11 protein-coding genes are annotated in these 12,042 nt (G+C 66.7%); 8 read left to right on the forward strand and 3 right to left on the reverse strand.

Going from position 1 to position 12,042, the window contains the following annotated elements; translation table 11 throughout:
* Positions 1 to 2: 2 nt before the first annotated feature.
* The 3 genes from ACIGHN_RS05990 to ACIGHN_RS06000 all read left to right on the forward strand — a co-directional run bounded on the left by ACIGHN_RS05990 (position 3) and on the right by ACIGHN_RS06000 (position 2,496).
* A complete protein-coding gene (locus ACIGHN_RS05990; RefSeq protein WP_056165232.1) occupies positions 3 to 962 on the forward strand; it encodes a chemotaxis protein in 960 nt (319 codons plus the stop codon).
* A gap of 325 nt (positions 963 to 1,287) precedes the next feature.
* The gene (locus tag ACIGHN_RS05995) at positions 1,288 to 1,839 is read left to right on the forward strand and encodes a hypothetical protein (RefSeq protein WP_396503615.1); all 552 of its coding nucleotides are present in this window, start codon (positions 1,288 to 1,290) and stop codon (positions 1,837 to 1,839) included.
* A gap of 24 nt (positions 1,840 to 1,863) precedes the next feature.
* Positions 1,864 to 2,496, forward strand: coding sequence for a DUF4124 domain-containing protein (locus ACIGHN_RS06000; RefSeq protein ID WP_396503616.1), 633 nt, complete (start codon positions 1,864 to 1,866; stop codon positions 2,494 to 2,496).
* A 7-nt stretch (positions 2,497 to 2,503) separates the two neighbouring features.
* On the opposite strand, the gene ACIGHN_RS06005 is transcribed toward ACIGHN_RS06000, so the two are convergent.
* The gene (locus ACIGHN_RS06005; RefSeq protein WP_396503617.1) at positions 2,504 to 3,445 is read right to left on the reverse strand and encodes an SDR family oxidoreductase; all 942 of its coding nucleotides are present in this window, start codon (positions 3,443 to 3,445) and stop codon (positions 2,504 to 2,506) included.
* Between the two features lie 79 nt (positions 3,446 to 3,524).
* On the opposite strand from ACIGHN_RS06005, the gene ACIGHN_RS06010 reads away from it, so the two are divergent.
* The 4 genes from ACIGHN_RS06010 to ACIGHN_RS06025 all read left to right on the forward strand — a co-directional run bounded on the left by ACIGHN_RS06010 (position 3,525) and on the right by ACIGHN_RS06025 (position 8,627).
* Positions 3,525 to 4,595 (forward strand): CDP-6-deoxy-delta-3,4-glucoseen reductase, encoded by a 1,071-nt coding sequence (locus ACIGHN_RS06010; RefSeq protein ID WP_056413117.1) that lies wholly within the window; start codon positions 3,525 to 3,527, stop codon positions 4,593 to 4,595.
* Positions 4,596 to 4,730: 135 nt separating this feature from the next.
* The gene (locus ACIGHN_RS06015; RefSeq protein WP_396503618.1) at positions 4,731 to 6,896 is read left to right on the forward strand and encodes a PAS domain S-box protein; all 2,166 of its coding nucleotides are present in this window, start codon (positions 4,731 to 4,733) and stop codon (positions 6,894 to 6,896) included.
* The gene (locus ACIGHN_RS06020) at positions 6,893 to 7,582 is read left to right on the forward strand and encodes a response regulator transcription factor (protein ID WP_396503619.1); all 690 of its coding nucleotides are present in this window, start codon (positions 6,893 to 6,895) and stop codon (positions 7,580 to 7,582) included. The genes ACIGHN_RS06015 and ACIGHN_RS06020 overlap by 4 nt, the downstream gene beginning before the upstream one ends.
* 67 nt (positions 7,583 to 7,649) lie before the next feature.
* On the forward strand, positions 7,650 to 8,627 hold the full coding sequence (locus ACIGHN_RS06025) for a Bug family tripartite tricarboxylate transporter substrate binding protein (RefSeq protein ID WP_396503620.1): 978 nt from the start codon (positions 7,650 to 7,652) through the stop codon (positions 8,625 to 8,627).
* 30 nt (positions 8,628 to 8,657) lie between these two features.
* Here ACIGHN_RS06025 and ACIGHN_RS06030 read toward each other — a convergent pair whose 3' ends face one another.
* Together ACIGHN_RS06030 and ACIGHN_RS06035 are read right to left on the reverse strand one after the other, a co-directional pair.
* Positions 8,658 to 9,776 carry an ABC transporter substrate-binding protein gene (locus ACIGHN_RS06030; protein ID WP_396503621.1) on the reverse strand — a complete coding sequence of 373 codons (1,119 nt, stop codon included), beginning with the start codon at positions 9,774 to 9,776 and terminating at the stop codon, positions 8,658 to 8,660.
* Positions 9,777 to 10,259: 483 nt separating this feature from the next.
* The gene (locus ACIGHN_RS06035; protein ID WP_396503622.1) at positions 10,260 to 11,261 is read right to left on the reverse strand and encodes a GlxA family transcriptional regulator; all 1,002 of its coding nucleotides are present in this window, start codon (positions 11,259 to 11,261) and stop codon (positions 10,260 to 10,262) included.
* Positions 11,262 to 11,385: 124 nt separating this feature from the next.
* Between ACIGHN_RS06035 and ACIGHN_RS06040 the strand changes: the two genes are divergently transcribed.
* Positions 11,386 to 12,021: a cysteine hydrolase family protein gene (locus ACIGHN_RS06040; RefSeq protein WP_396503623.1), complete on the forward strand. Its 636-nt coding sequence runs from the start codon at positions 11,386 to 11,388 to the stop codon at positions 12,019 to 12,021.
* Positions 12,022 to 12,042: the final 21 nt, after the last annotated feature.

Consider the following 12,042-nt stretch of genomic DNA (forward strand, 5'->3'; position numbering starts at 1 on the left):
TCATGAAAGCAGTGCAGCAGGACATCGACGAGCGGACCAACCTCACCAGCACCAACAAGTTCGAGCTGCTGCTGTTTCGCCTGGGGGTGGACGCCGCCCTGGGCAAATCCGAACTCTTCGGCATCAACGTCTTCAAGATCCGCGAGATCGTGGCCATGCCCAGCATCACCCCGATCGCGGGCACCACGCCCCATTCGCTGGGTGTGGTCAACCTGCGCGGCCAGGTGATCCCGGTGCTGGACATGCCCTCCATCGTGGGTTGCAAGCCCCAGACGGGCCTGAACATCATGCTGGTGACCGAGTACGCCCGCACCACCCAGGCGTTTGCGGTCGAATCCGTGGAAGACATCGTGCGCCTGGACTGGAAGCAGGTGCTGTCGGCCGAAACCAGCGGCGCCAAGGGCAAGCTGGTGACCAGCATCGCCCGCCTGGACGGCAACACCGACGAATCGCGCTTGGCCCAGGTGCTGGACGTCGAAGCCATCCTGCAGATGGTGTCGCCATCCGACGGCCATGAGGTGACCGAGGAGAAGGTGGGCGCCAAGCTCAAGCTCAAGCCCGGCACGATGATCCTTGCGGCCGATGATTCCTTCGTGGCCCGCTCGCTCATCGAGCAGGAACTCAAGGCGCTCAAGGCGCCGTACGAGATGGTCAAGTCCGGCAAGGAAGCCTGGGACCGGCTCAACGCCATCGCCAAGAGCGCCGAGGCCGAGGGCAAGACCGTGCTCGACCGCGTCGCCATGGTGCTGACCGACCTGGAAATGCCGGAGATGGACGGTTTCACGCTCACCCGCAACATCAAGCAGGACGCGCGTTTCCATGGTCTGCCGGTGGTGATCCACTCGTCCCTGTCGGGCTCTGCCAACGAAGACCACGTGCGCAGCGTTGGCGCCGATGGCTACGTCGCCAAGTTCGTGGCCGAAGACCTGGCCGAAACCATCCGGCGCGTGTTGCCCAAGTAAAGATCGGCGTGTGCCGTCCGGCGCACTTTTGCGGCCGGCCGGACTCTCATTTAAGGCATTTTTAGCAGCCAGCGCTGGCCCAGCAAGCGCTGGCTGCTATGCATTTTGACGATCGCGTCGTCGATACTGTCAACCTGTGGCGAGCGGCAGGGGAAACTGTCCTACCTGCAGGATCGCCGTCCGGTCAACCAAACCCCGCCTCCGAACGCTAAAGTTACAACGCGTAAACACGCAGTCCGCGAATTTGTAACACCCCGCCGGGGTGCTTTTCGGGGGCTTTACGAGCAGGTCGGAACGCCCACGCCCTGCCGGGGGTCTGAACAGTATGAAAAACACATTCGCCCGCATCATTTCCATCGCGGTCCTGGGCGCCGCAGCGACCGGGTGCGCCACTGTCCCGGGCGACCCGTACTACGAGCCCGCCTACCAGCAGCAACCGGGCTACATCTACAACTCGCAGCCCGTCTATTCGAGCCCGCCGCCGGTCTACCCTGCGTACCCCGCGTACTCCGCACCACCCGCGGCCATCTACTACGGCGGGCGCGACCGCGACGACCGCTGGGAGCGTGACCGCAACCGCAACGACTGGCGTGACCGCGAACGCGACCGTGAGCGCATGGAACGTGAACGCGAACGGGACCGTGCCGAGCGTGAACGCGCAGCCCGCGACCGCCGCGACCAGCAGGCCCGCGATGCCGACCGCCGCCAGCGCGACCGTGACCAGGCGATCCGCGAGCAGGCCGAGCGTGACCGCCGCGCCGCCGAAGATCGCCGCAACCGCGAGTCCCGCCCCGGCCGCATGGCACCCGACAGCTACACGCCAGCCCCTGGTGACTGGCGTGCACGCCAGGGCATCAACAACCCTGACAAGCCTTGATGCTGGGCTCTTGGAGTAAGGATTATGAGTCGGCGTACCACTTTGACTCAATACTTGATCACCTGCGCTATTTTTTTGAGTTTTAGCGTAGGTGCTCAGGTGATGCGTTGCACCGACGCTCGCAGCGGTAAGGTTACTTACACTGACGGTGCTTGTTCAAGCGGAACGGACGCTTACGAGGTTGAATCTCGAAAAACGCCTGAGGAACTAAGACTTGAGCGAGAGCAAGCTGCAGTTGCAATTGAGCGCAAACGCGCAGCATTGCGCGCAGAGCTGGATGCCGCCAAGCAGGAAAACCAAAATACCACTTCTGGGCACAATCTGCCAAACATTAAGCCCAATTATGCTCACTCTAGAGAATGCGCGCGTTCAAGGCGAAATCTAGACATTATTGCAAGTGAGGCAAGTAATGGATCCTACGAGCAGAATGTGCGACTCGATACAGCGCAGCGACAAGTTAATTTTGACTGTCTCGGGCCAGCAGATTTTGCAGAAATAGAGAAGGCCCGTGCCGCGAACTCTACCCAAGCTACACCGCCGTTAGTGATTCACAACCGACGCCCAACGCCAGTGCCACCTGTAGTCCGCACTGGCAAAATTGTAAACTGCAATGTTTTTCGCTGCTACGACAATCAAGGAAATGTGATTCCAAGATAGATTTTGGTTATTTCAAACCTTTCTCGACCGTTGGATAGCGCAACACCAGCCCCAGCTCCTGGCGCATGCGCCGGTTGTAAAGCCGGCGCGATTCGCTCATGAAGCTCAGCAGCATCACCGACAGTTGTTCCTGCGCGGCGCTGCGCGCCACGCGCGCCGGGCGCGGCAGGCCGTACAGGTCGGCCGCCAGGTCGAAGTAGTCGCCCATCTTGAGCTCCGTCTGGTCGCTCACGTTGTAGATGCGCTGTGGCCGGCCGCGCCACAGAGCGGCCAGGCAGGCGCGCGCCAGGTCGTCGGCATGGATGTGGTTGGTGAACACGTCGTCCTCGGGCACCAGCACCGGGGTGCCGCGGCGCAGGCGGGCTTCGGGCGTGCCACCTTCCCGGTCGGGGGCGTAGATGCCCGGAATGCGCAGCACGCTGGCCCGCACGCCCGCACGGCCCAGGTGGCGCACTGCCCGCTCGGCATTCACGCGCCGCTGCGCGCGTGGCGTGCCGGGGGCCACGGCCCGGGTCTCCGGCACCAGGGCACCGCCGCAGTCGCCGTACACCCCGGTGGTGGATGCATACACCAGCGATGTAGGCAGGCTGCGCAGGCGCAATGCGCGGGCCAGGGCCACCGTGCGCGGATCACGCCACCAACCCTGGCCGCCGGCACCTTCACCGGGTGGCGGCGCCAGGTGCAACACCCGCGTGGCAATGCCCGACAGTCGCCGGAGCGTGGCCGGGTCGTCCAGGTTGCCGCGCAGCGGGCGAATGCCCTGGGCGCGCAAGGCCGCGGTGCGCTCGGGGCTCGACGTGAGCGCCAGCACATGCATGCGCCCCGCGCCGGGGCCGGTGTGCAGTTGGCGCGCCACGCGTTGACCCACGTCACCGCAGCCCACGATCAGCAGGCGCTCGCGGCGAAAACGCGCCGGCAGGGCGCCAAGGGGGTTTTGGTTTGAAGGCAAAATCGGTCCGTTTACTCAGCCGGGTGAATGCGAAGAACACCGGTTTGTGAAGAAGTACGTTCCCAAGGATACCCACAAGATGACCAGCGCCGAGACCGCGAGCCCCAGAGCCTTCCAGATCACCGTCCAGCCCAGCGGCCGCGCTTTCACCGCCAACGCCGGCGAAGCCATCCTGGCCGGCGCCATCCGCAGCGGCGTGGGCCTGCCCTATGGCTGCAAGGACGGCGCCTGCGGCTCGTGCAAGTGCAAGAAGATCAGCGGTGCCGTGCACCATGGCGAACACCAGTCCAAGGCGCTCACGGCCGACGAAGAGGCCGCCGGCCTGGTGCTGACCTGCTGCGCCGAGCCGCTGACCGACGTGGTGCTGGAGTCGCGCCAGGTCACCGACGAGAGCGCCTACCCCATCAAGAAGATGCCGGTGCGCGTGTCCACCCTCACCAAGGCATCTCACGACGTGATGCAGGTGCGCCTGCAGCTGCCTGCGGCCGACACCTTCCGCTACCACGCGGGGCAGTACATCGAATTCATCCTGCGCGACGGCGCGCGCCGTGCGTACTCGATGGCCAACGCGCCGCACACGCAGGCCGAGGCGCCCGGCGTGGAGCTGCACATCCGCCACATGGCGGGCGGCAAGTTCACTGACCACGTGTTCGGCGCGATGAAGGAAAAGGAAATCCTGCGGGTCGAAGGCCCGTTCGGCAGCTTCTTCCTGCGCGAGGACTCCGACCGCCCCATCGTGCTGCTGGCATCGGGCACGGGCTTTGCGCCCATCAAGGCGCTCATCGAGCACATGCAGTTCAAGGCCATCACCCGCCCCACGGTCCTCTACTGGGGCGGGCGCCGTCCGGGCGATTTGTACATGCACGACTGGGTGTTGGCCCGCGCGGCCGAGATGCCGCACCTGACCTATGTGCCCGTGGTGTCGGACGCAGAGCCCGACGACGGCTGGACGGGCCGCACGGGCTTTGTGCACCAGGCCGTGCTCGATGATTTTGCCGACCTCTCGGGCCACCAGGTGTATGCCTGCGGCGCGCCCATCGTGGTCGAGTCTGCGCGCGACAGCTACAGCGCGCACCGCGGCCTGCCGCCCGAAGAGTTCTATGCGGACTCTTTTACGTCCGAAGCCGACAAGCATGGGACGCCCCCCTGAGGCGCTGCACGCCTTCCCTCCCGAGGGAGGACGCACCCGGTGGACTGGCGCAGCCAGACCCACGGGTCCACTGGCCCGGGCCGTGACCGCTTCTCGGGCCGGGGATGCTGTCGAGCAACACCGTGGACCATTGAAATGACCAGGCTGCGCCGTGCGCTGCAGGGCGCGGGCTCCACGGTCACGGTTCTGTGCATGGCCGTGCTGATGGTGCTGGGGGCCGGGGAATGGGCCACGCGCAATGAGCTCGATAGCCAATGGGACAACCTGCGCCGCTCGGCCGAAGTGCAGGCGCTGGCGCTGCGGGGCGTGGCCACGCGGTACAGCTACCTGCCCTTCACCGCCGCGCAGCAGCCGCTGGTGGCGCAGTTGCTGCGCAACCCCAGTTCGCCGCAGGTGCGCGAGGCTGCCAACGCCTATCTGCAGACCGTCAACACCCGCGCGGGCTCCGACACGCTGTACGTGATGGATGCCCAGGGCATGACCCTGGCGTCGAGCAACTGGGACACCCCGAGCAGTTTCGTCGACCAGAACTACGGCAACCGCCCGTATTTTCGCGACGCGCTGCACGGGCTGACAGGCCGCTTCTACGGCGTGGGCAAGACCACGGGCGAGCCCGGCCTCTTTGCGTCCGCACCTGTGCAGCAGGCCGACGGCAAGGTAATCGGCGTGGTGGCCGTGAAGGTGCGCATGCAGCCCATCGTGGACACCTGGTCGCAGCTGCGGGACCCGGTGTTCGTGGCCGACGAGCGCGGCATCGTGTTCCTCGGCTCGGTGGCGCCCTGGCTCTACAAGACCACCCGGCCACTGCCGCCCGACGCAGTGCAGCAGGTGCAGCACGACGAGCAGTACGGCGCGCAATGGTCGCCAGAGCCGGTGCCCTGGAAGCTGGAGCTGCCTGCCGACCAGCCCGGCGGGCAGCTGCGCGTGCCGGACACCGGCAAGGAATACCTGGCCTACGAGGAGCCCCTGCCCGACCTGGGCTGGTCGCTGACCATCACGGCCGACAGCAAGGTGGTGGCTGCGGCCCGCCAGCAGGCCTGGGCGCTGGCCAGCCTGGCGTCGGGCCTGCTGGTGCTGGGCGCGCTCTACTGGCAACTGCGCGAGCGGCGTTTGGCCGAGAATCGCCAGGCGCGCATCGAGCTGGAGCAGCGGGTGCACGAACGCACCCACGCGCTGCAGCAAGCCCAGGCGTTCCGCCAGTCGATGGAAGACTCGCTGCTGGTGGGCATGCGGGCACGCGACCTGGAAGGCCGCATCGTCTATGTGAACGCCGCCATGTGCGACATGGTGGGCTACACGGCCGCCGAGCTCATCGGCCAACGGCCGCCCTACCCCTACTGGCACCCCGACGACCTGGACCGCCACTGGAACGACGTGGACACGGTGCAGGCCGGCAAGGCATCGCCCCAGGGCCGCGAGAACCGGCTGCGGCACCGCAACGGCTCGGACGTGCACACCATGTTCTACACCACGCGGCTCATCGACGGCAGCGGCCACCACATCGGCTGGATGAGCTCGGTGGTGGACATCACCGCGCAAAAGCGGGCCGAAGAACAGCAGCAGCAGCGCGAAGCCCAGCTGCAGCGCGTGCAGCGCGTGATCACCGTGGGCGAGATGGCCTCCACCCTGGCGCACGAGCTCAACCAGCCGCTGGCGGCCCTGGTCAACTACGCGGCCGCCGCCAAGTCGCTCGCAGCACAGGGCAAGGCCGAGCTGCTGAACGACACCCTGGCCGCCCTCTCGGCCCAGGCACTGCGCGCGGCCGACATCGTGGGCCGCATCCGCCGCTGGGTGCGGCAGCACCCCGAGGCGCGCGAGCCCTGCGACTTGAACGCCGCGGTGGACCAATCCCTGGCCCTGCTGCTGCGCGCCGAGGCCCGCCGGCACGGCGTGGCCGTGCGGCTGGACCTGGCCCACGGGCCGGTGCAGGTGAGCGCCGACCGCGTGCTGCTGGAACAGGTGGTGCTGAACCTGGGCCTGAACGCACTGCAGGCCATGCAGTCGCATGCCGCGCCGCGTGCGGGGCACGAGTTGCTGCTGCGCACCACCACCGAAGCGGGCCGCGCGTCCCTGCAGGTGCTGGACCGCGGGCCGGGCCTGGCGCCTGAAATCGCCGACCGCCTGTTCGAACCCTTCTTCACCACCCGCTCCGACGGCCTGGGGCTGGGCCTGAACATCTGCCGCTCCATCGTCGAGAGCATGGGGGGCGAGCTGCTGGCCCGCAACCGCGAGGGCGGCGGCGCAGTCTTCGAGATCCGGCTTCCCCTGCACACCGCGCTCCTGCCCAACGAATCGCCATGATCGACCACCACGTCACCACCACGACCACCACGGCAACCCCCGACGCACCGGTATTCCATGTCTACATCGTGGACGACGACGAAGGCGTGCGCCATTCGCTCGCCGCACTGCTGCTGGCCGGGGGCCATGTGGCCGAGCCTTTCGAGAGCGGGGCCGACTTTCTGGCCCGCGCCGACATGTCGCGCCCGGGCTGCGTGCTGCTGGACCTGCGCATGGACGGCATGAGCGGGCTGCAGGTCTTCGACGCCATGCGCCAGCGGGGCACCGTGCTCAAGACGGTGTTCCTGTCCGCGCACGGCGAACTGGCCTCGGCCGTGGCCGCCGTCAAGCAAGGTGCCGTGGACTGGCTGGAAAAGCCCTGCGACGAAGCCACCCTGCTGGCGGCGGTGCACCGCGCCGCGACCATGTCAGAGGAAGTGGCTGCCCACACGCAGCGGCACGCCTTGCTGCTGGAGCGGTGGAACGCCCTGAGCCCCCGCCAGCAGGAGGTGGCGCGCCTGCTGGCCACCGGCATCAGCAGCAAGGAGGCCGCCCGCGCCATGGCCCAGCGCGACCCGGAGCGCCCCATCGACCCACGCACCGTGGACACGCACCGCTCGGCCATTTTTCTCAAGCTGGACATCCGCTCGTCGCACGAACTGGGCATGCTGGTCGAGGACCTGGGGCTCTCCAGGACCCCGTCCTGACCCCAAAAAACGCCCCACCCGAAGGTTTTCGTAAGCCTTCTTACGATTTTTTTGCACAATGGCATCCATGAACCGCAGAAACATCCTCATCGCCAGCGCCGCCCTCACCGCGGCTTTCTCCTCCCACATCGCGCTCGCGCAGGACTCGGGCCAGCCCATCCGGCTGATCGTGCCCTACGCAGCGGGCGGCCCCATCGACGTGACGGCCCGTGCGCTGGCCGAGCGCGTGCGCGACTCGCTGGGAACCGTGATCATCGACAACAAGGGCGGCGCGGGCGGCAACATCGGTGCCGACGCCATCGCCAAGGCCGCGCCGGACGGCCTGACCATCGGCATCTCCGCCACCGCCACGCACGCCGTCAACCCCTGGCTGTACACCAAGATGCCGTACGACGCCGCCAAGGACTTTGCGGGCATCACGCAGATGGTGCGCGTGCCCAACGTGCTGGTCATCAACGCCGCCAAGGCAGAGCAGCTCAAGATCCACACCGTGGCCGACCTGATCGCCTACGCCAAGGCCAACCCGGCCAAGCTCAACTACGGCAGCGGCGGCAACGGCAGCGCGGGCCACCTGGCGGGCGAGATGTTCAAGCAGCGCGCCGGCATCTTCGCGCTGCACATCCCCTACCGCGGTGCCAACCCCGCACAGCTGGCCCTGCTGGGCGGCGAGGTGGACTTCAACATCGACAACCTGGCCGCCGCCGCGCCCAACATCCGCGCGGGCAAACTCAAGGCCCTGGCCGTGACCTCGCTGGACGCCTCGCCCTCGCTGCCTGGTGTGCCGCCGCTGTCTGCCACCTTCAAGGGCTTCTCCATCGACACCTGGTGGGGCCTGGTGGCGCCTGCAGCCACGCCCAAGCCCATCATCGACAAGCTGAACAAGGCTTTCGTGGCGGCCCTGAACACGCCCGAAACCAAGACCCGCTTCGCCGCACTGCTGGCCGAGCCGGTGAGCACCACGCCAGCGCAGTTCGACAGCTTCATGGCCGCGGAGCGCGCCAAGTACCAGCAGGTCGTGAAGGCGTCGGGCGCCAAGGTGGATTGACCGCGCCGGGCGCGTGGCGCCCTGGCTGTCTCAGGAAATGAAACGGCCGTCTCGGGTGAGCATCGAAATGTCGGTAAACGATGTCCCGAGGCGCTTGCCGCCCCGGTAGTCCAGCTTGTAGTCGCCATAGGCCAGCGGGGCCTCCTGCAAGGCATCGGCCACCGCGGCCGCGGTGGCCGCCCCTTTGGTTCTACCCAGGGCGTCGGCAAAGGCGCGGCCCAGCAAAAAGCCCTGGTAGGTCATGTAATTCTTGGGCACCGCCGACGCAGCGATGGCGGTGTCGTAGTCGCGCGCCAGCGGGCTGAGGGTGGAAAACGGGTTCGGCACCACCTGCGACACGATCAACCCCGACGCACTGCTGCGCACCGAATCCACGAGCCCGGGCGTCGCGCCCTGCGACAACAGGTAGATCGAACCGGGAAACACATGGGCCTGGTGCAATCGTTCGAGCAGGACTTTCACGCCCGCGCCCGCATACACCATCACCAGAAAACTCGCCCGAGAATCCAGGAAGGCTTTGAGCACCGCGTCGGCATTGGAGCCATCGGGCGCCGCAGCGATCGAGCCTTTGAATTCGAGCTTGTTGTCCTGCGCTGACAGGCGCGCACTGTCGACCCACGAAGCGCCTGCGGGCACGTCGGTGTGCACCACGAACACGCTCTTGTGCGAGATGGTGGCGCCATGCCGCACCATGTTCCTGACCTCGTCGCCGTAGCTGGCGCACGAGAAGAATGTGAACTCCTGCTTGATTTTGCGCACGCTGTCGTCGCCGGTCAGTGCAAAGAGCGGCACCCGCTTTTCCTCGCAGTACGGCATCACGGCCTTGGCGACGCCCGTGCCGGCCACGCCGATGATCGCGGCCACTTTTTCCTGCTCCACCAACCGCTTGGCATTGGTCAGGGCGGCCGGGCCGTCGAGCTTGTCGTCGAGCGTGATCAGCTCGATCTGCCGCGCCGGACGGCCTCGGTTGGCATGATCGAACGCGGCCTTGATGCCCTGGGTGTACATGCCACCCATCTCGCCGAAATTGCCCGACAGTGCAACCGTCTGGCCGATGCGTACGACCTCTGCAGCTCTCACGTTCCGGCCGATCACGGACAGCGGAGCCAGTAATGTGGATTGAACCAATGCGCGGCGACCGAGTGACATGGTGCGGTGACCTCCTGTGCTGATGGGAAACTGCCAGGCAATGACAGAAAATCAGTATGCAGCACTCGGAATAATCAGAAAAATGATTCGCCAGCCCAGAGGCCATACGATTTTCCGCACAGAACCAGCGGGTCCATTCACTCTATGCAACGCATGCTTCTGGGCGTTTCGCCCCATTAATTCCGACCCCGACGGAGTGCAATATTCCGAACAAAAATAACGTCGAAAAATTAATAACAACAGAAAATCACTGGCGCTTATTGAAATGCGGCATTTAATGCACCACCGAAAGCAATCCCGCAGTGCCCCGGCGCTGACATTCGAATATGCGTGCAGTGCGGGGGAGTGCGGAGCAGTGATCAGGCGACAGGCTGGACGGGCCCTTCGTGCACCGCATCCATGGGATGAAAAACGCCTCTGCCGCTTTTCCATCGGGCGCAAGCAGCTATTAAATCAATAGCAAATCATTCCATCACGAATGCACTACGCCGTGCGGCGAAACTGCCGCCGGTAGGCCGAGGGCGCTATGCCCACGCCCGCCGAGAAGTGCTGCCGCAGCGAGACGGCCGAGCCGAAGCCGGCCTCGGCGGCCACGGCCTCGATGGACTGGTCGCTGCCCTCTAGCAGGCGCTGCGCGAGGGCGATGCGCTGGTTCTGCAGCCACTGGCCCACGGTGGTGCCGGTGGACTGCCGAAAACGCCGGGTGAAGGTGCGCGGGCTCATCACCGCGCGCTCGGCGAGGGATTCGAGCGTGTGGGTGTGGTGCAGGTGCTCGCCCAGCCACTGCAGCAGCGGCGCCAGCCGGTCGCCACGCACCGACGGCGCCACCGGCTGCTGGATGTACTGCGCCTGCCCGCCCTGGCGGTGCGGGGCGACCACCATGCGGCGCGCGGCGCGGTTGGCCACCTCGGCGCCGTGCTGCTGGCGCAGCAGGTGCAGGCAGCAGTCGATGCCCGCAGCCGTGCCGGCCGAGGTGAGCACCAGGCCATCCTCCACGTACAGCACCTCCGGGCGCGGCAGCACGCGGGGGTAGCGCCGCGCAAACTCCTGCGCCAGCGCCCAGTGCGTGGTGGCGGCACGGCCGTCGAGCAGTCCCGCCTCGGCCAGCACAAAGGCGCCCAGGCACAGCCCCACGATGCGCGCGCCGCGGCGGTGTGCCGCCTGCAGCGCCGCCAGCAAAGCAGGTGGCGCCGGCGCCAGGTCATCGCGCCAGGACGGCACCACGATGATCTGCGCGCGCCGCAGTGCCACCAGGCCATGGTCCACGTGGATACCAAAACCCGCCGAGGTGCGCAGCGGCCCGCGCTCCACGCCACACACCACCAGCCGGTAGCGGTGCGCGCCCTCGGCCGTGCGGTCCTCCCCAAACACCAGGCAGGGCACCGACAGGTGAAACGGGCTGATGCCGTCGAAGGCCACGACGGCCACGGTGTCCGGGGCGGGCGACGAAGCGGGCAGCGGGGAAGACGCAGCAGAGGCAGGCATGATGGCCCGATTCTATCGATGCATGTCAATCCAGCCACTTTTGGTGGACAGCCCAAGCGCGAACAATCACCTCGTTCCCGAACGGCAATCCCAAACTATTCTTCATCCACCCAGGACCGTGACCATGACCTCTGCCAACACCGCCCCCCGCCGCGCCTTGATCGTCATCGACGTGCAAAACGAGTATTTCGCGGGCGGCAACCTGCCCATCGAATACCCGCCCGTTGCCGACACCCTGCCCAACATCGCCCGCGCCATGGACGCCGCCCACGCCGCCGGCGTGCCGGTGGTGGTGGTGCAGCACACGGCGCCGACCGGTGCGCCCGTGTTCGACAAGGCCACCGACCGTTGGCAACTGCACCCCGAAGTGGCCCGCCGCCACGCCGACCACCGCATCGAAAAGAGCATGGCCAGCGCCTTCACGAACACCGGCCTGGCCGAGTGGCTGGCCGAGCGCGACATCGACACCCTCACGGTGGCGGGCTACATGACGCACAACTGCGACGCCAGCACGATCTACGAAGCCTCGCACCGCGGGCTGTCGGTGGAGTTCCTGGCCGATGCGACGGGCGCCCTGCCCTACGCCAATGCCGCGGGCCGCGCGAGCGCTGAAGAGATCCACCGGGTGTTCAGCGTGGTGTTCCACAGCAACTTTGCCGCAGCCGTGTCCACGGCCGACTGGATGGCCGCGGTGCAGGCGGGCACGGCGCTGGCCAAGGACAACGTGTTTGCGTCCAACCAACGCGCGCGGCAGGGTTGAACCCCTGAGTCGCCGGCGGCG

This window comes from Acidovorax sp. NPDC077693, from assembly GCF_044542805.1.
Classification (GTDB): domain Bacteria; phylum Pseudomonadota; class Gammaproteobacteria; order Burkholderiales; family Burkholderiaceae_C; genus Acidovorax.

Coding starts and splice junctions, on each gene's coding strand:
- ACIGHN_RS05990 (WP_056165232.1), top strand. CDS start 3: ATGAAAGCAGTGCAGCAGGACATCGACGAGCGGACCAACCTCACCAGC.
- ACIGHN_RS05995 (WP_396503615.1), top strand. CDS start 1,288: ATGAAAAACACATTCGCCCGCATCATTTCCATCGCGGTCCTGGGCGCC.
- ACIGHN_RS06000 (WP_396503616.1), top strand. CDS start 1,864: ATGAGTCGGCGTACCACTTTGACTCAATACTTGATCACCTGCGCTATT.
- ACIGHN_RS06010 (WP_056413117.1), top strand. CDS start 3,525: ATGACCAGCGCCGAGACCGCGAGCCCCAGAGCCTTCCAGATCACCGTC.
- ACIGHN_RS06015 (WP_396503618.1), top strand. CDS start 4,731: ATGACCAGGCTGCGCCGTGCGCTGCAGGGCGCGGGCTCCACGGTCACG.
- ACIGHN_RS06020 (WP_396503619.1), top strand. CDS start 6,893: ATGATCGACCACCACGTCACCACCACGACCACCACGGCAACCCCCGAC.
- ACIGHN_RS06025 (WP_396503620.1), top strand. CDS start 7,650: ATGAACCGCAGAAACATCCTCATCGCCAGCGCCGCCCTCACCGCGGCT.
- ACIGHN_RS06030 (WP_396503621.1), bottom strand. CDS start 9,776: ATGTCACTCGGTCGCCGCGCATTGGTTCAATCCACATTACTGGCTCCG.
- ACIGHN_RS06035 (WP_396503622.1), bottom strand. CDS start 11,261: ATGCCTGCCTCTGCTGCGTCTTCCCCGCTGCCCGCTTCGTCGCCCGCC.
- ACIGHN_RS06040 (WP_396503623.1), top strand. CDS start 11,386: ATGACCTCTGCCAACACCGCCCCCCGCCGCGCCTTGATCGTCATCGAC.